22 protein-coding genes are annotated in these 23,249 nt (G+C 68.5%); 15 read left to right on the top strand and 7 right to left on the bottom strand.

Annotated features, from left to right (window positions below; all coding sequences use genetic code 11):
• Nucleotides 1–222: 222 nt before the first annotated feature.
• From DQ384_RS35815 to DQ384_RS35770, 11 genes are all read left to right on the top strand, one after another.
• Complete coding sequence (locus tag DQ384_RS35815) at nt 223–1,503, top strand: AAA family ATPase (RefSeq protein WP_245967026.1); 1,281 nt, start codon at nt 223–225, stop codon at nt 1,501–1,503.
• 14 nt (nt 1,504–1,517) lie between these two features.
• On the top strand, nt 1,518–1,973 hold the full coding sequence (locus DQ384_RS35810) for a PIN domain-containing protein (protein ID WP_245967025.1): 456 nt from the start codon (nt 1,518–1,520) through the stop codon (nt 1,971–1,973).
• A 79-nt stretch (nt 1,974–2,052) separates the two neighbouring features.
• The gene (locus DQ384_RS35805) at nt 2,053–2,259 is read left to right on the top strand and encodes an EF-hand domain-containing protein (RefSeq protein WP_114033308.1); all 207 of its coding nucleotides are present in this window, start codon (nt 2,053–2,055) and stop codon (nt 2,257–2,259) included.
• A gap of 205 nt (nt 2,260–2,464) precedes the next feature.
• Nucleotides 2,465–3,061: an RNA polymerase sigma factor gene (locus tag DQ384_RS35800; protein WP_245967024.1), complete on the top strand. Its 597-nt coding sequence runs from the start codon at nt 2,465–2,467 to the stop codon at nt 3,059–3,061.
• On the top strand, nt 3,058–4,191 hold the full coding sequence (locus tag DQ384_RS41775; protein ID WP_181871596.1) for a CU044_5270 family protein: 1,134 nt from the start codon (nt 3,058–3,060) through the stop codon (nt 4,189–4,191). Before DQ384_RS35800 ends, DQ384_RS41775 begins: the two co-directional genes overlap by 4 nt.
• A 161-nt stretch (nt 4,192–4,352) precedes the next feature.
• On the top strand, nt 4,353–5,885 hold the full coding sequence (locus DQ384_RS35795; RefSeq protein ID WP_181871595.1) for an ABC transporter substrate-binding protein: 1,533 nt from the start codon (nt 4,353–4,355) through the stop codon (nt 5,883–5,885).
• 27 nt (nt 5,886–5,912) lie between these two features.
• Nucleotides 5,913–6,878 (top strand): ABC transporter permease, encoded by a 966-nt coding sequence (locus DQ384_RS35790; protein WP_114033306.1) that lies wholly within the window; start codon nt 5,913–5,915, stop codon nt 6,876–6,878.
• Nucleotides 6,879–6,906: 28 nt separating this feature from the next.
• Entirely contained in the window at nt 6,907–7,812 is a 906-nt protein-coding gene (locus tag DQ384_RS35785; RefSeq protein WP_114033305.1) for an ABC transporter permease, read from the top strand.
• Nucleotides 7,809–8,615, top strand: coding sequence for an ATP-binding cassette domain-containing protein (locus tag DQ384_RS35780; protein ID WP_114033304.1), 807 nt, complete (start codon nt 7,809–7,811; stop codon nt 8,613–8,615). The genes DQ384_RS35785 and DQ384_RS35780 overlap by 4 nt, the downstream gene beginning before the upstream one ends.
• Nucleotides 8,612–9,508, top strand: a complete 897-nt coding sequence (locus tag DQ384_RS35775) for an ABC transporter ATP-binding protein (protein WP_220183311.1) — start codon at nt 8,612–8,614, stop codon at nt 9,506–9,508. Before DQ384_RS35780 ends, DQ384_RS35775 begins: the two co-directional genes overlap by 4 nt.
• A gap of 104 nt (nt 9,509–9,612) precedes the next feature.
• The gene (locus DQ384_RS35770) at nt 9,613–10,347 is read left to right on the top strand and encodes a hypothetical protein (protein ID WP_147269010.1); all 735 of its coding nucleotides are present in this window, start codon (nt 9,613–9,615) and stop codon (nt 10,345–10,347) included.
• A gap of 154 nt (nt 10,348–10,501) precedes the next feature.
• On the opposite strand, the gene DQ384_RS35765 is transcribed toward DQ384_RS35770, so the two are convergent.
• Nucleotides 10,502–11,782 (bottom strand): hypothetical protein, encoded by a 1,281-nt coding sequence (locus DQ384_RS35765; protein ID WP_114033302.1) that lies wholly within the window; start codon nt 11,780–11,782, stop codon nt 10,502–10,504.
• A 232-nt stretch (nt 11,783–12,014) separates the two neighbouring features.
• Between DQ384_RS35765 and DQ384_RS35760 the strand changes: the two genes are divergently transcribed.
• Nucleotides 12,015–12,662 carry a helix-turn-helix domain-containing protein gene (locus DQ384_RS35760; RefSeq protein ID WP_114033301.1) on the top strand — a complete coding sequence of 216 codons (648 nt, stop codon included), beginning with the start codon at nt 12,015–12,017 and terminating at the stop codon, nt 12,660–12,662.
• A 102-nt stretch (nt 12,663–12,764) separates the two neighbouring features.
• Here DQ384_RS35760 and DQ384_RS35755 read toward each other — a convergent pair whose 3' ends face one another.
• Nucleotides 12,765–13,112 carry a hypothetical protein gene (locus tag DQ384_RS35755; RefSeq protein ID WP_147269009.1) on the bottom strand — a complete coding sequence of 116 codons (348 nt, stop codon included), beginning with the start codon at nt 13,110–13,112 and terminating at the stop codon, nt 12,765–12,767.
• Entirely contained in the window at nt 13,109–13,513 is a 405-nt protein-coding gene (locus tag DQ384_RS35750; RefSeq protein WP_114033299.1) for a hypothetical protein, read from the bottom strand. The genes DQ384_RS35755 and DQ384_RS35750 overlap by 4 nt, the downstream gene beginning before the upstream one ends.
• 204 nt (nt 13,514–13,717) lie before the next feature.
• Here DQ384_RS35750 and DQ384_RS35745 point away from each other — a divergent pair, with 204 nt between their 5' ends.
• Genes DQ384_RS35745 through DQ384_RS44330 form a run of 3 tightly spaced genes read left to right on the top strand, consistent with a single transcriptional unit; the run spans nt 13,718 to nt 15,546 of the window.
• The gene (locus tag DQ384_RS35745) at nt 13,718–15,142 is read left to right on the top strand and encodes a helix-turn-helix domain-containing protein (protein WP_147269008.1); all 1,425 of its coding nucleotides are present in this window, start codon (nt 13,718–13,720) and stop codon (nt 15,140–15,142) included.
• Nucleotides 15,143–15,202: 60 nt separating this feature from the next.
• Nucleotides 15,203–15,406, top strand: a complete 204-nt coding sequence (locus DQ384_RS35740; RefSeq protein WP_114033297.1) for a hypothetical protein — start codon at nt 15,203–15,205, stop codon at nt 15,404–15,406.
• The gene (locus tag DQ384_RS44330; RefSeq protein ID WP_425451550.1) at nt 15,403–15,546 is read left to right on the top strand and encodes a DUF6119 family protein; all 144 of its coding nucleotides are present in this window, start codon (nt 15,403–15,405) and stop codon (nt 15,544–15,546) included. The genes DQ384_RS35740 and DQ384_RS44330 overlap by 4 nt, the downstream gene beginning before the upstream one ends.
• On the opposite strand, the gene DQ384_RS35735 is transcribed toward DQ384_RS44330, so the two are convergent.
• From DQ384_RS35735 to DQ384_RS35720, 4 genes are all read right to left on the bottom strand, one after another.
• Entirely contained in the window at nt 15,512–16,642 is a 1,131-nt protein-coding gene (locus DQ384_RS35735; RefSeq protein ID WP_181871594.1) for a hypothetical protein, read from the bottom strand. The two genes, DQ384_RS44330 and DQ384_RS35735, sit on opposite strands and share 35 nt — an antisense overlap.
• Before the next feature lie 79 nt (nt 16,643–16,721).
• Entirely contained in the window at nt 16,722–18,833 is a 2,112-nt protein-coding gene (fxlM, locus tag DQ384_RS35730; RefSeq protein WP_114033296.1) for a methyltransferase, FxLD system, read from the bottom strand.
• A 25-nt stretch (nt 18,834–18,858) separates the two neighbouring features.
• A complete protein-coding gene (locus tag DQ384_RS35725; RefSeq protein ID WP_220183310.1) occupies nt 18,859–20,127 on the bottom strand; it encodes a lanthionine synthetase C family protein in 1,269 nt (422 codons plus the stop codon).
• Nucleotides 20,124–23,057, bottom strand: a complete 2,934-nt coding sequence (locus DQ384_RS35720; RefSeq protein WP_220183309.1) for a lantibiotic dehydratase — start codon at nt 23,055–23,057, stop codon at nt 20,124–20,126. The genes DQ384_RS35725 and DQ384_RS35720 overlap by 4 nt, the downstream gene beginning before the upstream one ends.
• Nucleotides 23,058–23,249: the final 192 nt, after the last annotated feature.

The raw sequence follows: 23,249 nt of genomic DNA, 5'->3' as shown, positions 1-23,249 counted from the left end.
CTGCTCATCTGACATTGCGCGGTGGGGCTTGGATGTCGGTTCGTTCATGGACAGCGTCTCCGCAGCGGTCTCGGACATCAAGCGTGTCTCCCTTGATCATCAGATCCGCCGTTAGTTTTACAGTCCCGGTCCCGGTACGGTTCCTCTATGAGGCCGTATTTGTTGGCGCTACATCTGTCCCACTTCAAGACGTTTCACGATGAAGTGCTGGGACTATGGCCCATGACTGTGCTCATCGGCCGGAACAGCAGCGGCAAATCCAATGCGCTGGACGGAGTCGAAGTGCTGTCTCGCCTGGCCACGGGTGCCGACATCGTGGACGCATTGGACAGTCGCCGGGGCGACGAAGGCCCACTACGTGGAGGTCTCGAAAGTTGCCCGCCTCACGGCAGTGATTATTTCAAGCTTGGTTGTCGGGTCATCGCACCCGAGTCCATGGACACCGAAGAATATGCACTGATCGACCTTGATGTCACCGTCAGGGTACGGCCCGATCCCGAGATCATCCACGAATCGCTCCGTGGCTACTCGGGAAAACATCGGGCGACGAAGGATCCCGAGACACGTACTTTTCACAACCTGCTCAGCACGCATGAGCCGACACCCGGTCTTGGGAGCATTGACGCGACCTGGCATCGCGGTTCCCGGGGACGTGGGCCGCGGGGCAGCTTCCGGTCCACAAGACTTTTGACGGCTCAAATCCCGCTCCGCGTACCGGGTGAGACGAGAGTCGAACAACACGTGATCAAAGCTGCCGAGACAGTTCTCGAAGTGCTACGTCGGGTCTTCCATCTCGACCCGGTCCCCCACTTGATGCGGCAATATGTGCCCGGCAGAGATGTCAGGCTTCGCCGTACGGCGGAAAACCTGTCGGCCGTCATCGGGCAGATGGCGACCGACGACCCGGAGCGCTTCGGACAGTTGCTCCGACTCGTACAAGACCTCGTCGAGCACCAGGTCACCGGCCTGGACATCATCCGGTCGGAGCTGAATGACGTCATGCTGGCCCTTGACGAGGGAAACGCCAAGACACCGGCGCGAGAGATGAGCGACGGACTGCTTCGTTTCATCGCCATCGCCACCGCGCTGCTGCGCAAGGGCAGGGATCTGGACGTTGGCGGCCGTGAGGCCACGGACACCAAGCATCCGGTGACCGTTGTCATCGAGGAACTGGAGAACGGACTTCACCCGTCACAGGCGAACAAGCTTCTCGGCCTGGTCAAGAACTACTGCAACGACGACGGCGCCCGCGCGCTTTTCAGCACGCACAGTCCAGCACTGCTCTCAGCTCTCAGTCCGGCAGATCATGGCGGCGTGGTCGTCTGCTCTCGGGATCCCGAATCCGGACGCTCGCGTCTGCAAAGGCTGCCGGAGATCGCGGGCTATCCAAGCCTGATGGCGCGTGGAAAACTGGGCGAGATAGTTGCTTCAGGCCTGTTGAGCGAGAGTTTCGAGTCCGAGAGAGACTTCAGCGACTTCGACCGCCTCATGGGGCTTGAATGAGTGCGCGGCGCAAGGTGGAGTTCGTCGACACCTCCGTTCTCTGCAACCTGCTGAACGTCCCGGGAAAGAATCAGGACCGGGACGCGGTCAGACGGGAACTACAGCAGAAAAGAGCGGCGAGCGATCTGATCCTGCCGGTGACGACCGTCATCGAGACGGGCAACCATATCGCTCAACTGAACAACGGCTACGAGCGTCGTGACCGTGCGACGCAGCTTCACAAGCTTCTTGAGCTCGTCATCGATGGCAAGGCCCCGTGGGTTCTGCACACGGTCGAGTGGGGGGAAGGGTTTCTGCGCAGGCTTCTCGCCGGGGCAGGCACGGGAGTGCCCCTCACAGACCATGCGATGTCCGGCCTCGGCCTCGGCGACCTGTGCATCCTGGCCGAGCGGGATCTGTACAGGCAGCGAGTAGCCAACGTCGACGTCCTGATCTGGACTCTCGACAACCAGCTCAGCGCCTACTCCTGAAGTAACCACGTCAAACGCCCCGAATAGGGATGTGGAGAGAGCTAGGGTTCTCGCGGACGAGCGAACTAGGAGTGGCGCTATGAGCGAGTACGCGGTGACCTTCGATCTGGTCGACGCCGACAAGGACGGGCTGATCTCGGCCGGGGAGTTTCTGCGGCTCATGGAGGTGCTCGGACAGCCTGTGTCACAGGAGGCGGCGGACGCGGCGGTGGCGCGGCTCGACAGTGACGGGGACGGGCTGATCTCGCTGGACGAGTTCTCCGCCTACCTCTCCTCGGCGCGCTAAGGCCCTCGACCGGGCTCCTCGCGGTGACGCCACGGCGTGGCTCCACGCCGTGGCGTTCGGCATGTCTGGGAGTCGCGGCTTTCGGCACGCTTGCGGCGTCGGCGTCGGCCGGAGTTTCGGGATATCGCTCGAAAAATGTGGAACCGCGGCGCGGTGGGGTGGCAAGTACGGGGTGACCGCATCGAAAACCCCGAGAGGACCGCACGTGGTTGGTGCCCAGGCACTGCTCGACGGCCCCACGCTCGACGACTCCACCGTGATCACACGCTCGCTCGACCAGCCCGAGCTGTTCGCGGTGCTGTTCGACCGGCATGCCGACGAGATCTTCCGCTATGCCGCGCGACGCCTCGGCGGCGAGATCGCCGAGGACGTCGTGGCGGAGGTCTTCCTCGCCGCCTTCCGTGGCCGCGCCCGCTACGACCGTTCCCGTCCCGACGCCAGGCCCTGGTTGTACGGGATCGCGACGAACGTGGCGGCGCGTCACCGCAGGGCGGAACGCCGCCGGACGCGGATCATGGCCAGGGTCCCCGCCGAAAGGCCCGGCTCGTTCGACGACAGAAGCGTGGAGCGGGTCACCGCCGAGCAGTTGCAGCCCCGGCTCGCCGGCGCCCTGGCGGCGCTGTCCGCCCGGGAGCGTGATCTGCTGCTGCTCGTCGCGTGGACGGACCTGTCGTACGAGGACGTCGCGCAGGCGCTCCAGGTCCCCATCGGGACGGTGCGTTCCCGGCTGCACCGCGTCCGGGCGAAGCTTCGCCGGGCGCTCGGCGGCATCGATCCCCTGAGCATGGAGCCCCAGGCATGAGTGACGAGATCCAGCAGTTCACCGACGCCCGTCCCAGCGCACCCCCGTACCCGGAGCGGGCCAGGCGTGCGGCGCGGGACCGCCTGCTCGACGAGGCGGCCGGCCGCCGCAGGTCGTGGCGGCCAAGGCTGAGGCCCGGCTGGCAGGCCGTGGGCGCGTTCGCCCTCACCGTGACGATGGTGGGCGGGGTCGCCGTGGCCCTGTCGTCGTGGTCGCAGCGATCGGGCCCCGCCGCGGGGGCGGGGGCCGGAACGCCCGGCACGGCAGACCCGGCGTCCGCCGCGACGGAGTCCGTGGCCGTGGCGCCGCCCGTCCAGGGCGCCGAGCTGAATCCGCGGCCGGGCCAGTACATCGCCGTCGAGTCCGAGACGATGTACACGTCCGAGTCGTTCGGCGCGGCGGGGATCACCGGCCGCTACCTCTACCGCACGCACCGCAAGATCTGGAAGTCGGTGGACGGCAACGCGGCGGGCCTGCTGTGGATCGAGGGGCGGGCGCCCAAGAAGTTCCCCGGATGGCCGCTCCCGGCCGAAGCCGAGAACTGGAAGGGCGGAGGCTGGAACGAGATCGCGGGCCACTGTCCCAGCTGGCCGGACGACACCCGCACGGATTACGCCTACCTCAGCAAGCTCCCAGCCGACCCCGCCGCGATGCGCGCGTACCTGTACAGGACGCGCGGGGGCGACAACCCCGACCAGCAGGCGTTCACCACGCTTGGCGACACGTTCCTGGAGAACTACCTGCCGCGCGCCCAGCGGCAGGCGCTGTTCGAGGCGGCGAAGACGATCCCCGGCGTCGAGGAGAAGGCGGGGGTCAAGGACTCGGCGGGCCGCGAGGGGGTCGCGCTGGGCCGGGTGAGCCGCGGCATTCTGGAGCAGCGCATCTTCGACCCCGAGACGTTCATGTTCCTCGGCGAGCGTGGCACGGTGGTGGACGCGAAGATCGCGGAGGCCCCGGCCGGAAGCGTCCTGGCACTCACCGCGCAGCTCAAGGTGTCCGTGGTGGACGCGCTGCCGGAGGCCAAGGACGCGTCCAAGGACGGCAGCTGCGAGATGACCGCCGAACCGGCCTCGCCGTCCGCCGATCCCTCGCCGGCGGACCCGACACCGACCACCTCGGGCGCCTCCTGATCCGTGCGGCGTCCCGTTGGCTCGTGCCGCCGCGGTCGGCGGTGCGAGCCAACGCCGAACGGGAAGGCAGTCACCACCCCCCTAAACGGTCAAATCCTACTAATAATGTAGGATTCCCACACGTTGCCGAGGGATCACACGGCTGTCGACCAGGAGAAACAGTGAACAGGAAGACGACGCCGTTGTTCGGCGCCGCGATAGCACTCGCGCTGACCCTCGCCGCCTGCGGCGGAGGCGGCGACGGCGGTGGCACAGGGACGACGGGCGGCGGTTCGCCGACGGGCTCGTCCGACGGGGACGCGACCATCGGGGTGGGCTCGCTGTACGAGCCGCAGAACCTCGACAACACCGCGGGCGGCGGGCAGGGCGTCACCGAGGCCTTCAACGGCAACGTGTACGAGGGCCTGTTCCGGCTCACCGACGACGGCAAGGTCGAGAACCTCCTGGCCGAGGACTACAAGGTGTCCGAGGACGGCCTGACGTACACGTTCACGTTGCGCGACGGGGTGAAGTTCCACTCCGGCGACCCGCTGACCTCGGCGGACGTGAAGTACAGCATCGAGAAGGTGACCGCGAAGGACTCGCAGTCGGCGCGCAAGAGCAGCTTCGAGGCCATCAAGAAGATCGACACCCCGGACGACCACACCCTCGCCGTCACGCTGGCGGACAAGTCGATCTCGTTCGTGTACAACCTCAGCTACGTCTGGGTCGTCAACGACACCGCCAAGGACCTCGCCACCAGCGAGGACGGCACCGGCCCGTACAAGCTCGGCGCGTGGAAGCGCGGCAGCACGCTAAGCCTGGACCGCTTCCCCGGCTACTGGGGGACAGCGGCGTCCAACAAACAGGTCGTCTTCCACTACTTCACCGACGCCGCTGCGCTGAACAACGCGCTGCTGACCAACGCCGTCGACGTCGTGACCAGCGAGCAGAGCCCGGACGCGCTCGCGCAGTTCAGCGGCAACCCCGACTACAAGGTCAACAACGGCAAGTCCACGACCAAGCTGCTGCTGGCCTTCAACGACCGGAAGGCGCCCTTCGACAAGCCGCTCGTCCGCAAGGCCGTCAGCTCGGCGATCGACGACAAGAAGCTGCTCACCTCGATCTGGGGCGAGTACGGCACGCTGATCGGCTCGATGGTCCCGCCCACCGACCCGTGGTACGAGGACCTGACCAGCGTCAACCCGTATGACGTGAACCTCGCGAAGAAGGAGCTTTCCGACGCCGGGTACCCGAACGGGTTCAGCTTCACGCTCGACACCCCGAACTACGACCCGCACCCGACGGCGGCCACGTTCATCAAGTCCGAGCTCGCCAAGGTGGGCGTCACGGTCACGATCAACGTGATCACGGCCGACGAGTGGTACACCAAGGTCTACAAGAACCGCGACTTCGCGGCCACGCTCCAGGAGCACGTCAACGACCGCGACGTCGTCTGGTACGGCGACCCGGACTTCTACTGGGGCTACGACAACCCGCAGGTCGCCGCCTGGGTCAAGGAGGCCGAGCGGTCGGACACGACCGAGGCGCAGACCGAGCTGCTGAAGAAGGCCAACCGGCAGATCGCCGAGGACGCCGCGAGCGACTGGCTGTACCTTTACCCCCAGATCGTGGTGGCGTCGTCAAAGCTGTCGGGGTACCCGGTCAACGGGCTGAACTCGCAGTTCTACGCGTACGGGATCAAGAAGGGCTGACGCCGCGTCCCCGACGAGCGGCTTGCCATGACTACATATCTGCTGCGGCGCATGGCCTTCCTGGTCGTGTCGCTGCTCCTGGCCTGCGCGGTGCTGTTCCTGCTGCTGCGCCTGCTCCCGGGCGACCCCGCCAACTCCCTGCTGTCGGTCGGGGCCACCCCGGAGCAGATCGCGGCCGCGCGCCACCAGATCGGGTCGGACCGCCCGCTGCCCGAGCAGTTCGCCACCTGGCTCGGGCAGATGGCCCGGCTCGACCTCGGGACGTCCTTCGTCAGCACGCTCCCGGTGGGCCCGGAGATCGCCGCGCGCCTGGTGGTCACCGTGCCGCTGACGCTGCTCTCGTTCCTGCTGGCCGTGGTCGTGGCGGTGCCGGTCGGCTTCGTCGCGGCCCGCCGCTCGGACCGCTGGTACGGGCTGCTGCTCAACGGCGTGTCGCAGCTCGGCATCGCGGTGCCGGTCTTCTGGGTGGGGATGCTGCTGATCTGGGCGTTCGCCCTGTACTTCCGCATTCTGCCCGCCGGGGGCTTTCCACAGGACGACTGGGCCGACCCGGCGGACGCGATCACCTCGCTGGCGCTCCCGGTCGTCACCGTGGCCCTCGTCATGTCCGCCTCGCTGATCCGCTACGTCCGCTCGGCCACCATGGACGTGCTCGACAGCGACTACCTGCGGACGTTCCGGGCGCTCGGCTCGTCCTTCCCGGGCGCGATGTGGCGGCACGGGCTGCGCAACGCGGCCGTCCCGGTCATATCGGTGCTCGGCATCGAGCTGGCCACCACCTTCCTCGGGGCCGTCGTCGTGGAAAGCGTGTTCGCGCTGCCGGGGCTCGGCAGCATGCTGGCCAAGGCGATCGCCCAGCACGACTACCCGGTCGTCCAGGGGGTGCTGTTCGTGAGCACGTTCGGCGTGCTGCTCATCGGCTTCGCCGCCGACCTCGTCCAGCGGATCATCGACCCGCGCCTGCGCGGCACCCTCTCCCGGAGCCCGCGATGAGCCGCCGGTCCACGTCCGGGAGCCCGCGATGAGCCGCCGCCGGTCCGCCACCCTGGCCGTCGGCTGCGTGCTCGCCGGGGTGATCGTCGCCGTGGCCGTCGTGTCCCTGTTCTGGACGCCGTTCTCTCCCGACGACACCTCGGGCGGACGCCTCGCGCCGCCGGGGCCGCCGCACCTGCTCGGCACCGACAAGCTGGGCCGTGACCTGCTCACCCAGCTCATGATCGGGGCCCGCGTCGCGTTGACCGCCGGGATCGGCTCGGTGGCGCTCGGCGGGGTGATCGGCGTCGCGGCCGGGCTGCTCGCCGGGTTCGCCGTCCGATGGCTGGACGACACGATCTCGGCGCTGCTGGACATCCTGATCGCGTTCCCGACGCTGCTGCTGGCCATGCTGGTGGTCGCCGCGCGGGAGGCGTCGCTCGGCTCGGCGATCCTGGCGATCGGGCTGGCGATGTCGTCGATCGTGGCGCGGCTCACCCGCGTGCTGGTCAAGCGCGTGCTCGCCCAGGACTACATCACCGCCTCGCGCACCTCGGGCACGTCCTGGCCGCGAGTGGTGGCCGAGCACGTGCTTCCCAACATCTGGCCGACGCTGCTGGTCAACCTGGCGTTGCAGCTCGGCCTCGCCGTGCTCGCCGAGGCGAGCCTTTCCTACCTCGGGCTCGGGACGCCGCCGCCCAACGCGTCGTGGGGCCGGATGCTCCAGGAGGCCCAGGCCACCGTCCTCACCGCGCCCGCCGGCGCGATCGCCCCCGGCGTGCTGCTGGTCGTGCTGGTCGTCGGGGTGAACCTGATCGCGGACGGCCTCAGGGACGTGGCGGACCCGACCCGGCGCGCTCGCGGGTCCGGGTCCGCGGTGGATCCAGGGAGCCCCGCGATGGGCCTGGACCAGGGCGGCTCCGCGGTGGACCTGGACCCGAGGAGGGGGCCGTGAGCCTGCTGGAGGTGTCCGCGCTCACCGTGAAGGCCCCGGACGGGCGCGCGCTGCTGTCGGAGGTGTCGTTCGAGGTCGAGGCCGGGGCGCGGCTCGGCCTGATCGGCGAGTCCGGTTCGGGCAAGTCGCTGACGGCCCTCGCGATCATGGGCCTGCCGCCCGCCGGGATGACCGTCTCGGGCAGCGTCGTCCTGGACGCGCCGGGCCTGCCGCGTACGCAGGTCGTGGGCGCGCCGGAGCGGGCGCTGAACGGCCTGCGCGGGCGGGCCGCGACCGTGGTCTTCCAGGAGCCGCTGACCGCGCTGGACCCGCTCGCCAAGGTCGGCCGCCAGCTAGCCGAACCGCTGCGCCGGACGCGCGGGCTGCGGGGCTCCCCCCTGCGCGCGGCCGTCCTCGCGGCGCTGGAGGAGGTACGGCTGCCCGAGCGCGTCGCCGGGGCGTACCCGCACGAGATCTCCGGCGGGCAGCGGCAGCGGGCCGCCATCGCCATGGCCCTCGCCTGCGAGCCCGCCCTGCTGATCGCCGACGAGCCCACCACCGCGCTCGACGTGACCGTCCAGGCCGAGGTGCTCGCCCTGCTGGACGGGCTGGTGTCCGCGCGCCGGATGGCCCTGCTGTTCATCAGCCACGATCTGGCGGTGGTGGCGCGCGTCACCGATCGCGTCGTCGTCCTGAAGGAGGGACTGGCCGTGGAGTCGGGGAACCTGCTCGACATCGTGGGCGAACCTCGCCACCCGTACACCCGTGATCTGGTGAGCAGCGCGCGACGGCTCGACTCGGCGCTCGACTGGGGGGCGCGGTGACCCGCTCGACCCCTGCGTCCGGGTCCGCACCCGAGCCCGTCCCCGCCTCGGAGACCACCACCGAGGCGGCCGCCGCGCCCGGCCACGACCCCGCGCACGGACTCGCCCCCGCTCCCGTGGCCGTCCTGGCCGCCGATCGCGTCGGCTTCGCCTACCGGCGGTCGGCCCCCGTGCTGACCGAGGTCAGCGTCGAGGTCGTCCCCGGGCGTGGCGTGGCCCTTGTCGGGGAGTCCGGCGCCGGCAAGACCACCCTGCTGCGGCTGCTGCTCGGCCTGACCCGCTCCACCGAGGGACGGATCCTCTTCGACGGCTCCGAGCTGAACCTCGGCGACCGCGCCCGGATGCGCGCCTTCCGGCGCGGCGTCCAGACGGTGTTCCAGGACCCGTACTCCTCACTCGACCCCCGGCAGCGGGTGGGCAGGATCGTCGCCGAGCCGCTGCGCTCGCTCGGCCTGCTCACGGGCGGTGGCACGGCCCGCCGTACGGAGGCCGAGGCGCGCGTGGCCGAGGCGCTGGACGCCGTCGGGCTCCCGCCGGACGCGGCCCGCCGGTACCCGCACGAGTTCTCCGGGGGCCAACGCCAGCGCGTCGCCATCGCCCGCGCGGTCGTCGGGCACCCGCGCGTCCTGCTCGCCGACGAGCCGGTGAGCGCCCTGGACGTCTCGACCCGCGTGCGCATCGTGGACCTGCTGGCCGAGCTGCGGGAGACGCGCGGGCTGACGGTCGTCATGGTGTCGCACGACCTGGCCGTGGTGGCGACGCTGTGCGCGCGCACGGCCGTGCTGGAGAAGGGGCGCGTCGTGGAGCAGGGGGACACCGGGGCCGTGCTGGGCTCGCCCCGGCATCCGTACACGCGCCGGCTGATCGACAGCGTGCCGCGCCTGCCCCGCTAGGCCGGCGCGGCGACACGAGGCGACCGAAGGTTGACATGTCCTTGCTCAGGGTGAGTCGTCATGGAAGGGTCGGTTTCCGCACAATCCGTGACCGGGAGATGACCATGAGCCAGACCACCCACAACGTCGTCCGTTCCAAGCAGGACCGGATGACCGCCGTCCAGACCGCGATCAACAAGACGAAGATGACCACGGCGCTGGTGTGGAACCCGTGGCCCGGAGTGATGGAGCAGGGCGTCACGACCGAGGCGATCAAGAGCCCGGCCAAGAGCGGGCAGGTTCCCGAGATCATCGGGGAGGGACAGACGCTCGGCGACTTCATGTCGCCGGTGCTGATCTCCTTCGGCTCGACCCTCGGGTTAGGCGGGCCGGTGACGCAGAACACGTTCGACGAGGCACGCAAGCGCGCCAAGGCCAGGTACGTCACGATGGGCCGCACGTTCTACAAGGAGTTCGCCAGCGGCAACTGCACCCTGTTCGCCTGCGCCATCATCGGAATGCTGTCCGAGCAGCCCAAACTGCTCGGGCCGGGCGTCAAGGTCGAACTGCTCAACCTGCTCAACACCGAGGGCGGCGGCGGGCACGCCTATGTCGTGGTGGGCCGTGCCGCCGGTGACGTGAACGACGTGGACACCTACGGCCCCGACTGCTTCTTCGTCGACCAGTGGTACGCCCGCCAGCAGGGGACCCAGCCGGGCGTCCAAGGGGTGAAGGACGCCACCCCGGGCAACGGGGTCAACCCGTTCTGGGACGCCACCTTCGACAGGTTCATCAGGGAGGCCACGACCAGGGTGATGCTGACCTTCACCAGCGACGAACTGCCCCAACTGCGTTTCTGACCGGTCCGGCACGCTGTCCCCGCGGTGACCGGCACGCGGGGGCGGGCGCCGGGACACCGCCCATAAGCGAAGGCCGTGACACGCCCGATCGGCGTGCCACGGCCCGTGGCTTCAGAGGGCGCCGGAATCCCCGCGAGGATCCGGCGCCGGTTCGTCAGTCGGTCACGTACACCTGGCTGAACACCTCGGACAGCTTCTTCACGTCCTGCGTGATGCCCACCTCCGGCGAGGCCGGGTTGTACATCGTGGTCAGGCGGCGCTGCAGCGGCTCCAGCTTGTCGAGCTGCTCCCAGGCGGGGGTGTTCGCCAGGCCCGCGCCGAGCACGCGGTAGGTCGCGCCCGTGCCGTCCTGCCAGCGGGTCCACAGGTTGACGGTGGCGGCGCCGTCCTTCAGCGGGGCGGCGATCCGGTCCTGGGCCAGCGTGGCGGCCTGGTCGGCGGTGAACGGCGAGGCGTTCTTCCCGGCCATGCCGGCGTCCTCGGCCGAGATCTGGACGAGCGTGTCCCAGGCCAGCGCCTTGACCTTGCCCCACTGGTTGGCCTGCGCGGCCTGCGGCGTGATCTTCCAGGTGGCGTACGCGGTCTGCAGCAGACCGGAGTCGAGCGCGAGCTGGTCGACCGAGCCGGAGGTGAGCAGCGGTTCGATGGCCTGCGGCGTGAGCAGCGGGTACTTCTTGGTCATCGTGGTCGTGCACGGCTCGCTCGCGCCACAGCCGAAGGACGGCACCACGGTGTGGATGCCGAGCTTCTTGCCCGGGGCGATCTGGTGCAGCGCGGTGGCGGCCGCCTTGACGAACGCGCTCATCTCGTCCGGCGTCTTCACCGCGCCGTTGTAGCCGAGCTGGGAGGTGAACCGGATGCCGACGACGCCCGGCTGCGCGGCGAGCGCGCCGACCTTCTTGACGGCCGCGGCGAACGCGGCGGTGCCGGCCTTGTAGTCGTCCAGCAGCTCGCTGTCGATCCACACCCGCATGCCGCTCGCGGCGGCGGCCGCGATGGCCTGGCCGGCGGCGGTGCGCGCGGCGGCGGCGATCTCCTCGGGGCTCACCGAGCAGGGCTGCGTGGCGTCCTGGCAGGTGGGCGGCGTGTTGTCCTCGACGTACCCGTCCGGCGCGGGGTCGCCCTCGCCGTGGGCCTGGCCGTCGCCCTCGCCTTCGGCGCTGCACTGCTCGACCTTGCAGTCGATCCAGCCGACGGGGTACTCGGTCGCCGCCTTGAGCTTCTCGTTGTCGTTCTGGGTCCAGAAGTCCAGGACCTTGAGGGCGTCCTCGGAGGTCGGGGCCATCCAGAAGCACTGGGGGTCGGACTGCGAAGCACCGTTGGTGTAGTTCTTGCAGTCCCCCTCGCCGTCCTCGGAGAACGCCGTGGCGGCCGGGATGCCCACCGCCAGAACGGTGAGCGCGGCGCTGAGGGCTAGGGCTCTCCTGATTCGCATCAAGCGTCTCCTTGGGCGGTACGAAATCACTAGCGATCGTCCTTAAACGATCGAAAAGACTGTATCGGGCACATCTCTACTCGACCAGTGCAACACCCGGATTCGTCCGGCGCCGTAAGGGGTTCGGCCAACACTTCACCTGCCCCTCACCTGCACGATCTTCCCGGTCACTGGGGGGTAAACATGCGGCCTCCTTCCCGACCGACGTGGCGGCGCCTCGCATAATCGGGAGATGCGCGATCACAAGGGCAATCCGGAATCGGCGCAGACCCTGGAGCGGGGACTGCGCCTGCTGCGCCTGCTCGCCGACGGCCACCGAGGGCGCACGCCCACGGAACTGGCCCAGGAGCTGGGGCTGAGCCGGCCGATCGTCTACCGGCTGCTCACCACGCTGCAGAACGAGGGGTTCGCCCGGCGCGACGCCGAGGGCCGCGCCCACCTCGGGTTCGGCGTCCTCGCGCTGGCCCGCGCGGTGCAACCCCTGCTGAGGGCGGCGGCCCTGCCCGCGCTGCGGCGCCTGGCCGAGGAGACCGGGGCCACCGCCCACCTGACCGCCGCCGAGGGCGACGAGGGCCTCGCCATCGCCGTGGTGGAGCCGACCTGGACGGACATGCACGTGGCGTACCGCGAGGGCTCCCGTCACCCGCTCACGCGCGGGGCGGCCGGGCTCGCGATCCTCGCCCTGCGCGAGGGCCGCACCGACTACACCGTCACGGAAGGCCAACTCCAGGAGGGCGCCCGCGGCATCGCAGCCCCGCTACCCGCCCTTCCGTGGCTGGAGGCGTCCGTCGGCATCGTCACCTTCGGCCCCATCGACGCCACCACCCTCGGCCCCCGCGTCGTCCACGCCGCCGTCGAACTGGGCGAGGCCCTCGCATGATCCCGCCTCCGGGCCGGACTTACGGGCCGGGCCGGGCTTACGAGCCGATGGACGCGCACGACCCCGTGACGGCCCTGGCCGAGCGCGTCCGCGAGCGCCGGTTCATGGCGGCGAGGCGTACGCGGCGATCGCGACGGCCGCCGCGGCCGCACCGGTGACACTGTGAGCCTCTACAGGCAGGCCGTCGGGCCGCTTGAGCAGGTACCAGGCTCCGCCCTTCGGGACGTCGACCACGGTGACCGTGACGACCAGCCGGCCGCCGCCGTACACGTCCATCTCCGGTGGCCGCAGGACCGGGGTGTAGTAACCGCTCCTCATGGGGAGATGCAACCGCTCGACGAGACGACAACGCAGACCGTGCGACTCCACCTGCTTGCGAAGATCGCCGAGCGCCCGCCGGTGCTCCTCGGCTTGCCCCTCCGGCATCCCGTACATCAACAGGTCTCTCAAGACCGCCACCCCACGTGGGTGCCGCCGCGTCCCGTCCGGCGCGTCTGTCCAGACTCCCGGGAGCGAGGGGGTGGGACGAGGCTCGTGATCTCGGACCGGCGCATGAGAGAGCGGAGTTCTTCGGAGGTGGCCGCGTCGAGCAGCGGCTCGGAGACCTCGGCGATGCGGGCGATGGCGTAGAAGCGACGGGAGTACGGCCCGTAGATCACCAGCCAGCCGGGTTCCAGGAGGCCGAGTTGCTCAGCCCTGGCCCTCTGCGTCCCGTCCCAGACCCTCCGCCGGCCGTCCGGTTCCCGGCGCTCGGGTTCGGTGGCCGGTCCTCGGCGGTGCCTCCCGGCAGTGGGGCGACGGGTGAACGGGAGACGGCCGGGGCGGCGGCGCACATCCAGAAGGGCCGTCACGGGCACCTCCCGTCCCGTTGCGGGGAGCAGGGGCGGGGGGACGGCCCGTGGCGTGTCGTGCCGTCCGTCCAGGGGGATCCACGGTCGAACATCTGTCGTACTCCTGATCGACTTCGGGCCGACTTGTGGAACTGGCGTTCTGTAGTCGACTCGTCATTTAGAGTTATCAGCAGGTTCGTATGCGGTCCCGACGCCGGACAAGGGTTGATCGGCAGCAGCGATCAACTGTCGTTTCCGGCCACCCCCGAGGGAGAAAACGGCATGCCTGCACTACGCAAGAGCAGCGACCGATACCGGTCGATGGCCACCTATATCGGGGCCCTTATCCGCGATCTGCGCGATTCCTACGAACTGCGGGTCGGTGAGCCGCTGACGGTGGCGCGCCTGGCGGCCCGCACGGGCTACTCGGCATCGATGATCGGCCAGATCGAGCGCGGTGAGAGCCTCCCCGAGTCGGGCACACGGGTGCAGGCGCTGGACGATGCGCTCCAGGCGCAAGGCCAGCTGAAAATACTGTGGCCCCTGGTGCAACGTCTTGGGCACCGACCTATCGACGAACTCAGCGCCGCGACAAATCCCACTACTCCCAGCTACCGTGAAAACGGACCCTGCGCCCTCACCAGAGGAGACGACATGGAACGCCGCCATTTGTTCCAATTGGCCGGATGGGGACTACTCGCCCAATCACCGATCTTCAGCACCGGCGAACACGTCCGTCAGATGATCGAACAAGCTCTGGGAACGGCCGACGACTTCGCCGCGGACGATTGGGAGTCCAGGTGCACCAACCACATGTACGCCATCCTCAACCAGCCGCCGGCGGTGGTCCGCGACAACCTTTACGTTGATCTGACGAACGTTCAGCAGAAGCTCAAGCTGAGCGCTCCAGACAAGGCCGCCGATCTGCAACGGATCATCGCGTGGTTGTCCGTGATGTACGCGAATGTCTCCATGCGGCTCGGTGATTACGGATCTGCCCATCGGTGGCTGACAACCGCGAGGCATGCCGCGGACGCCTCGAAAGATCTCGATATGCAGGTGTGGGTTCGCGGGACGGCAGCCGTCTTCGCGCTCTACTCTCCCCTTCCGATCACGAACACCTTGACCCTCGCCCGGAAGGCACAGTCTCTGGCGAGCGACCGGGCGACTCCTGGGCTTTTGCGCGCTGTGGCAGCAGAGGCTCAGGCTCTGGCCGTCATGAAGCGGCAGCGAGAAGCCGAGGACCGCCTTCACCAGCTCCTCGAGCTGGCAGGTCAAGCTGCCGCAGCAGAGGAGTTCAGCTGGACGGACGACGCCGTCTGGTTCACGGCCTCCTGGGTCTACTCGTACGGCGCCGAAGTAGAGAAGGCACAGGAAGCTCGCGACAAGGTGCTCGCATGTGCCCCTCGTTACCAAAGCACCGTCAACGTACTGCTGCACGAGGCCCTGTGCGTCGGCATGAGCGGTGGGTACAACGAAGCCCTGAACATCGCGACGGCGGTGATGTCAGATCTCGACCCTGCCTACCGCACCTACATAATGCTGCACACAGCCCGTTTGGTACTCAACACGGTCCCGCTCGACAAGCGACGCACGCTGCCCGCGCTTGGCGACTATCGCGAGGTAATCAACGCCCGCACCCAAACCTGAACGAGGGCGGCAAAAGACAGGCCATCCGCCGGGCCGGCGACGGAGGCCGGACCAGGGCAAGTGGACGGCATATGGTCAGTCCTCGTCCTCGTGTTGCTCGTCGTCTTCGTCATGCTCGGGACGGCAGTCGGCGGCGTGGCGGCGGCAGTGGATCAGGTTGTCCCCCGACGCTCCTTCGATGCTCTCGTAGGCGCTCGCGAGGTCGTCGAACTCCGGAAGGGAGCGGCGGAAATCGCCCCCAACGAAGAGGCTCGGAGCCGCTGAGCCATCAGTTCAATCAAGCCCTCATCTCGACCCAAGCTCTCTTCCTCGAACCCCAGGCACGTGAAAAGTTCCGGGCCCGGGTCGCCGAGTTCAGCGGCGGCCGGCTCACCGAAAGCGCCTGCCACGAGGAGGGCGCGTAACCGAGATCTCCTGCTTCCTACCAGTTCCATCCGTCGCGTGTCCGTGCTCTCGTTCGAGGGGACGGACTCCCACTGCTCTCTGCCGCAATCCCGGTGTTATGACCGCCTCGCTAGTGGCTACTGCGTCCGAAAGACTCGCCCGCATCTCCGGTGGCATAGTGCCGCTTCCCAGGGCGCACGCCTCTACCAGCTCGGCAAGCGCTCGGGTCTGGCCGACGCTCAGGACCGTCGCGCACCTCTTGTGCGCCAGAACATCGCGTGCCGCGTATCCGTCGCGAAATGCCAGCGTTTGCTCGATCAGTTTGGTAGCGACAGCGAATGCGATGGCGTCCTCAGTCCCGCCAGCGGCATCGATCACCGACAGACCCAGCCGTGTGGCAAAGACCGACAGATCACCTGTCGGGGCGGGCCGCTGGTAGTGCTCGAGCATCGTGCAGATGCCCGCCTCGATCGGCTGGCCTGCGGTTCTTCTGCAGAGCACCGTAAGGCAGGCGGTCACCGCGTTCTCCCACGGCTCGCCGGGGGCGGTCTCGTCGAGGAGCGCAAGGGCGGTGTCCGGCTCGCCCGCCAAGGTGTGGGCGATCACGGCGACCTGGCGCCCGTCGAGCATGCGTTGACCAATGCCCCGGTTTCGCCGCAGGTGAGCGTGGGCGTCCTGCCAGTGGCCGGCGGCGACCAGTGCCCGGGCGCTGTCAGCCACGTGGACGGTCCATAGCCATTGCCGGAGTTCGTGATGGTCCTGCTCTGAGGCGATGAGTGTGGCCGCAGGTACCGGGATGCCGTCGATGACAGTGTCACTTCGGAAGGTGATGGCCTGGTAGAGGGTGCCGAGCAGCGCGAAGGCGCTGGGGCCGTCGCCGGCCCGGATGTGTAGGCGTGCGAGGTTGACCAGGGGTTCGAGTCCGCGGCGCGCGGCCTGCGCGCCCATAGGAAGGGCGCGCAGGTACACCTCGGCGTGTCGATGGCACCACTGGCGGGCAAGGTCCGGCAGTCCGACGTCCGAAACCAGGAGAGCGGCCTGGTTGAGGACGGCGGACGCCGAGGCCTGGTCGCCCTCGCGCTCGGCCGACTCTGCGAGGGCGCATAGGTTGGCCACTCGTGCCCCGAGCGGGATGCAGGCCGGGCGCGGGCGGGCCACGAGGGGAAACCGCCGCACTATCTGATCAAGGTGCACGTCACTGCCACTCGATCACGATTCGGTTGAGCGGAGTATCGAAGGCGAACCGACCCGGCCTTGACTCGGTCGGTTCGGCGTCCAGGGGCTGGATCTCGAACCGGACGGTCCGCGATCGGTAGTCCCGGTCCCAGGTGCGGAGCGCATCGGCGACACGTCCGGCCAATTCATCGCCGCCGGAGCCGTAACCGACGACACCGAACTCGTACAACTGACCGCCATCCGGAGCGCGTTCGGCGGGTCGCCGTACCAGGTGGGCGAGGTCGCCCCTATCCACCACCGCGCAGGAGCTCGGGTAAGGCCTCTTGATCAGGCCGCGGTCGATGGCCGACTGTTCCACGGGCATGCGACTCAGGCCCCCCTGCATCACACAGGCCAGCCACAGTTCCATCCACTCTGGTGACTCGAGTCCGCGGAACTTCACCCCCGTCCACGCCTCGGTGATCGGCTTGTTGAGAACGCCGACCAACCGGGCCTCGTCCACAGCCTGCTCCCTGTGGGTCTGGAGGGCGACGGAGCCGTCAGGGGTCAGGGCTACGATGTGCCGGGCGTCGTCGGCGAGCCCGCGCAGGGGCATGAAGGTGCACATCTCACTGCGGACACTGCGCCAGGGTCTGTCGGCATCCCGTTCGAACGCGATAGCCCGGGACACGGTGCCGCGTAGCCGAAGCGGCACGATCAGCCGGCCATCCGGGGCGAGCTGGTCCAGCCAGGCCACGGGGATGCCATGGGCTCCGACCGTGGCGACGATGCGATCGTAGGGTGCCGCCTCAGGGTGGCCGAGCGCCCCGTCTCCCAGGATGGCGGTGACGTTCCGCGCGCCTGCCGCCTCCAGGTTCGCTCGGGCCGCATCCACGAGGTCCTGGTCGACATCGACAGTGAAGACCTGTCCTTTCTCACCGACCAGGTATCCGAGATAGGCGGCGAACAGGCCGCTGCCGGCCCCGATCTCCGCGACCCGCATGTCCTCCTGCGCGTCGGTGAGTTCCAGCATCAGGCCGTTGACGGTGGGCTGTGACACGGCGCTGACCGATACCCCTGAGTCGTTGAACTTGGTGTAGATCGGTGTGTCCGCATATGCCTCTTCCAGACTGACCGAGGGCTCGAAGCGGCGCACGAAGATGTCGCGGGGCACCGAGCGGATCGCCTCATCGACCCGCTCACTGCGCACCGTACCCTTGTCACGTAGTTGATCCGCCAGAGCGTGTCGTAGCCGCTCGGCAGTGGGGACGACTTGGGTCTCCACTGCGACCTCGGTGGGGTCGGCGCTCGTCTCGGGTGCCACCGCGGCGCTTTCCTGCTCAATCATCACTATCTCTTTCGCTAGATGTGCCAATGTGCTTTGCTCCGCGTAGGACAAGCCCAAGCGGTTCCAATGGAAGATCACGTGATGGGCGAGGACGGCACGCAGGCCACGCTGCAGCTCTCCGTGCCTGGCCAGGTCGGCCAGGTACTCCCCTGCATGCTGGAAGGCCCCGGACCAGTCGGAGATCGCGGTCAGCGGGTCCCTGCCTGCTGGCGTGCCGGTAGGAATCGCCTCGACGGTCATGAGCTTGTATAGGGCGGCCTTCAGGCGGGCACGTGCACTCGGGGGCAGAGAGGGTGCGGAGGCTCTGTGCTGAGCCACCTTTGCCCAGACGTCTCCCTGCTCGTACCAATCCTGCCGAGCGCCGCGCATAAGCACGCTGCACAGCAGAATGCCGACCTCCCGTCGTCCCAGACAGGGGGTGCCCGGTGGAACGGCCCTTTGACGGCCCAGGTAGCCGAGGATGTTGAGGCTGTCGCGGGCGAACAGATCATGGGCGGCCCTCATGGCGGCACTTCCCCCGAAGGCGTGCACCTCCGGCTCGTAAATGCCGGTCGTCCATCCGACGATGCGATCATCAGCGGCCAGAACATCAAGGACGTGCGCGAGACGATGCGGCACGTCGTTGACCATAGGCAGGTAACGCAAACGCCAGTACGGTGTCTTGCGGACGAACCACCAGCCGGTGATCGCACCGTCCGCCTGCGCTCCCGCCAGTTCGGGGTGCAGACACTCCACGGCGACCTGCTCGGCGGTCTCGCGATCGGTGAATTCGATGACCGCTTGGGCCCAGTCACCGTGTTCCATGACCGATCCTCCCCTGGTGGCTCGGTTAGCTGATGAGCAGGCATGAGTCCCAGCCTGAGGCGGGAGGTACACCGGAGTGCGCGGAGTGCAGGGCCAAGGCGATGCCCGCGGCCCCTTCGAGTAGCCCTGGATCACCGGGCCGGAGCAGCAGCGACGCGGCCACGCTGTCGGCGTCGATATCGTCCTCAATGATCATGCCGAGCAGGCGCGGCAGGCAGGCGACCACGTCCGGAGTGACGGCGTCGGTGGCCGCACGACAGGCGATGTGCACCAGACCGGCGTAGCCGTGGCACAGTGAGGAGTCAGTGATCGCCGCGAGCTGTCCCGGATCCGTAAGGGCCCTGACCAATGCCGATTCAGCCATCCGCTGGCGCGTGAGGTCGCCGGTGGCCAGGGAGGTGAGCTGCTGAGCGCGTGCGAGCCCGGCCGTACCGTAGCACCACGACGGGCGCGATGGCCCTGACTTGCTGTGATGCCCCTCACGCAACTCGGTCCGGGTCACCCAGTACGGCCACCACGGGCCGGCTTTCCCGTCCTGACGCCAGTCGTCGAGCCACGCGCAGATCCGCTGAATCGCGTCAATGTGGCCATCCACCACGACTCCGTCCCTCAGAGCCAGCGACAGCAACGCCAGCGGCCCGCAGACGCCATGGGCCACGCCGTTGTTGCCGTGTCCGCCGGCGAAGTCCTCAGATCGGCGGCCTGCCGGGTTCAGGTCGGTCCACCAGCCCGGGAGGAGCTCACCGCCGTCCTTCACTGGTTCGGTCAACCGGACGAGGTATGAAATCACCGCGCGAATCAACTCACCGTGCGGCTCATGCCGCAGCAGGTAAGCACCGATTCCGGCAAGTCCTCTGATGACGTCGAACTCCGCCAATGTGGCAAGCCGACCGTGGTCCATGCGGGCGTGCGCGCGGTCCAGGCGGCGACGGGTCGTCGTGGCGATGTGGCGGTGGAGCTCATCACGAGCGCGGGCGTAGTGGCCAGGAAGATCAGATGCTGCATTCATGGCGAATCCGAGCGCGGGCGCACCGTAGAAGAGATGACTGTCGCTTCCGGTAAGGATCTCGCCGCCTGCGGCGCAGGCGAGCCAGTCGTGAACATGCCGCCAGGACGCGCAGCCGGCGCGGGCACGCTCAATGTGCAGCAATGCGATCCCGGTTGCGCCGTATGCGAGGGACTGGGGCCACCAGCCCTGCGGCAGGTGGAGGCCACGAACTGTGGTAGGCGAGGCCAAGCGGTCGGCGATCGCGTCGGCGACGGCCCTGACGGCGTCCTGCCGATGCGGCATCATGCCCTGCCCTCATTGGTACGGGCGTCCCAGGCGAGGGCAGCGGCACGGGCCAGGCGCAGGCAGGTGCGCTCATCGTCGCGATCAATGCCGACGGCCCGAATGTGGTGGACGTGCAGTAAGGAGTCGAGCACGGCCTCCGAGGCGATGCCGTCAACGCCGGTCAGATGAGCACGGTAGCGGGTCAGGGCGTCGTGGCGGGGCAGCCACGGTTGGACGATCGCCTCACCGCCGGGGGTGGCACGCAGCGCCGCCCAGTCGTCCGCCAGATCGGCCAGCCTGACCGCCTCGACGAGTAGGTGGCGGGGAAGCGGATCGGAGGCGCGAACTTTCGCGTGCTTGATCAGCCACCGCATCCCGCCTGCCGTGCTGCCCATGAAGGCGGTCGCGATCGCGACGAAATGGGCGGCGGCAAGGGGCTGCGGATGGGGCTGTGATCGCTGGGCGAACTGTGCGACCAAGGCACGCGAGTCGGCGGTGAACACCTCCTCGGCCGCAGCCATTGCCGCTCCCCTGCCCCAACGGCCGGTCTCGGGGTAGTAGGCGGCGAATTGCAGATCCCGGAGCAGCCCCTGCCTCCGCAGGTCGGCTGCCCAGGTGCTGACATGGTGGGTGGCCCACCCGAACTGCTCGGCGTCGGGCAGCGCGATCCGCAGGCGCAGATGCCACTCCGGATCTCGGTAGCGAATGAACCACCAGTCCGGCGGTTCTTCCCATCCCGCCAGCAGCGCGGGCAGGTGCTCGGCAAGGACTTCGGCCTGCCGGTCAAGGTGTCCGTACAGCTTGGCGTACAGCCACCGCGACGTCCCGGGCAGATGGCCGTGGTCGCGGCTGATCAGCCGGGCCGCGCTCACTTTGGGCGGCGGCGGCCAGCGTGCCCGCGAAGCCACCATCGAGACGACGATCTCGTGAGCGTGTCCGTCGAACCACCCGTCGGCGCCGGGCTCGGGGGCTTCCGTCAACACGGTGCTCTGGGCCTGATCCACATGCGTGCGCAGCAGCGCGAGGTGGCCTTCCTGCTTCAGGTCGAGCCGTAGCCGCCGGTCCCCTTCGGTCAGGTAGACACGATTGGGCACGCGTCGCCGAGCACACCACTCCGTCACGGCCTGCTCCCACTGCGCGAACGACGCGTCGCGGCCTGGCAGTTCCCCCGAGCCGAGAAGCCAGCGGGCAGGGGACAGCACAATGCGTCCGTACCTGATGCGCGGCAGGAACGGTAGACGGGAGGCCACGCCCCAGTCGAAACCGGTGACCACGGCGTTTTGAGCCCGGCCCACCTCGGCGAGGAACCGTGCGAGCGGCGGGGTGTGCGCGCGAAGGTCCAAGGCGTGCGGAATCACGGGTTCCAGCCTCCGCCGGGAGCTCAGCGAGGCCAGATACAGACGGCGGCCGTCGCACCCCACCGCCAGATCGTCCAACCGGATAGTGCCGTCGTCCGGGTTGTGGTGCTCACCAAGCCGGATCAGGGTCGGCAGCAGCACAGGAGCGCGTGTCACCTGCGCGGCCTTCTCAGCAAGGGGCGGGAAGGAAAGCTGCACCGGCAACGTCTCGGGATCGTTGGCTTGGACGTGCGCGAAGGTAGCGGCGAGACGCTGCTGGTCGGGCCGCTTCAGCAGGCCGATGAACCTTCCGGTCAGCGTACCGACACCGCGTGAGACGCTGACGATCGCCAGGTGGAACTCCCCCCTTTCAAGCGCGGCCTTAGAAGCCGCCTGAAGGCGGAAGCACAGCTCCAGGTGTGGCGTCGGTTGCGCCTGCGTGAGGTCGCCAGCCGAAAGCTCGTCGACCAACCGATCATTGAGGACGATCTCCTGCCGGCCGTCCAGCGCCGCGGCCTGGGCCAGCTCCAGTAGCCGCTCCTCCCGGGCGGATACCTTCACACGAAGCGTCTGCGCGGTGCTGCCCAGGTACCCTGCTGGGAAGCCGAGGCCGATGTCGGGATCTACGAGGTCCAGGACCGGAACCAGAGCACCGGTGCCGTAACGTTCAAAGAACCGCGTGGCATAGCTCTGCCAGGCGGCCGTGCCGAACGGGGAGGCCGTCAGGCGTGCCAGCGCCGAGGCCGCCACTTCGGCTTCGTCTGCGATCTGTCGTGGTAGGACGAGACGGCAATCCAGCCGTACATCGACAGCCAGCGGCTGTCGTGCGTGATCGTTGAGCGCCGTCATCAGACGTGCTATGGCCGTTCGGATATGCCGGGGCGACTCGGCTGCGTCACCATTGTGATGGTCCAGTCCCGCCCTGATCTCTCGCAGACGGGACAGCAGACCCGCCATTTGCGGAACGTCCCCCGCACCGACGATCTCCAGCTGCTCCAGCAGATGGCTGAAGGCATCGATGGTCGTACTCGGTGCATGCAGGCCGCTGAGCAGCACTCCTTGCTTCACCAACTCGTTCAGCAGCCCTTCGATCACCGACGATGGCGCATCCGGGAACTCGGCCGCTAGCTTCGTGGCCAGATCTTCGCCTCGGATCGGTGATCTGGCCGCCTCCACGGCAGCCTGGACCGCTGCCGTGTACCGCATTGATATCTCGGCCACACCTCCGTGATCGGTCTCCTGTGAACGGCCCTGAGGCACGATCAAGCGTCGGCCGCGCACAAAGCACAGGTTGTTGAGCACCAGCGGCAGCCGCGAAACGAGCTGCGGACACGACTCCAACTGTGCGATCACAGCAGCAAGCCAGGAAGCATCAACTCGTGCGACGGCCTGGTGCCCACTTCCCCAGGCCAGCCGGAGCTCCGGGCCGACGGACGCGGCCGCGACCCCGGCGAACAGGCCGAACGGCGTGGCTCGGCCGGTCATCCGCAGAAGGTACCTGGCCACGGACAGCACCGTGCGGCGTGCCTGCCGCGGCTCGGGGTAGCGCATCGCGCACACCGTTCTCACCCCTTCCGCGAGAACGGGGCTGGCGTGCTCGATGGCCTCGGCCACCTCGTCCGTCGTCCAGACCTCTTGCAGCCAGTCCCGCCACCGCTGTACCTCTGGGGGCTCACCACTGCTTATGCACGGCCAGGGCGGCACCGCCAGTTCGGCGCGTACAGCAGCCCTCACCAGCACAAGGTCGGCACATCGATAGAGCCGCGAACCATGTCCGGATTTCATGAGCCCCTCCCCGGTGATGTT

The organism is Sphaerisporangium album (assembly GCF_003323745.1).
Classification (GTDB): Bacteria; Actinomycetota; Actinomycetes; order Streptosporangiales; family Streptosporangiaceae; genus Sphaerisporangium; species Sphaerisporangium album.
This window is presented reverse-complemented; position numbering and strand designations above follow the sequence as displayed.

Excerpts from the sequence above, each read along its gene's own strand:
- DQ384_RS35815 (WP_245967026.1), top strand. The coding sequence starts at position 223 with ATGACTGTGCTCATCGGCCGGAACAGCAGCGGCAAATCCAATGCGCTG.
- DQ384_RS35805 (WP_114033308.1), top strand. The coding sequence starts at position 2,053 with ATGAGCGAGTACGCGGTGACCTTCGATCTGGTCGACGCCGACAAGGAC.
- DQ384_RS41775 (WP_181871596.1), top strand. The coding sequence starts at position 3,058 with ATGAGTGACGAGATCCAGCAGTTCACCGACGCCCGTCCCAGCGCACCC.
- DQ384_RS35790 (WP_114033306.1), top strand. The coding sequence starts at position 5,913 with ATGACTACATATCTGCTGCGGCGCATGGCCTTCCTGGTCGTGTCGCTG.
- DQ384_RS35785 (WP_114033305.1), top strand. The coding sequence starts at position 6,907 with ATGAGCCGCCGCCGGTCCGCCACCCTGGCCGTCGGCTGCGTGCTCGCC.
- DQ384_RS35770 (WP_147269010.1), top strand. The coding sequence starts at position 9,613 with ATGAGCCAGACCACCCACAACGTCGTCCGTTCCAAGCAGGACCGGATG.
- DQ384_RS35765 (WP_114033302.1), bottom strand. The coding sequence starts at position 11,782 with ATGCGAATCAGGAGAGCCCTAGCCCTCAGCGCCGCGCTCACCGTTCTG.
- DQ384_RS35760 (WP_114033301.1), top strand. The coding sequence starts at position 12,015 with ATGCGCGATCACAAGGGCAATCCGGAATCGGCGCAGACCCTGGAGCGG.
- fxlM (WP_114033296.1), bottom strand. The coding sequence starts at position 18,833 with ATGGAACACGGTGACTGGGCCCAAGCGGTCATCGAATTCACCGATCGC.
- DQ384_RS35725 (WP_220183310.1), bottom strand. The coding sequence starts at position 20,127 with ATGATGCCGCATCGGCAGGACGCCGTCAGGGCCGTCGCCGACGCGATC.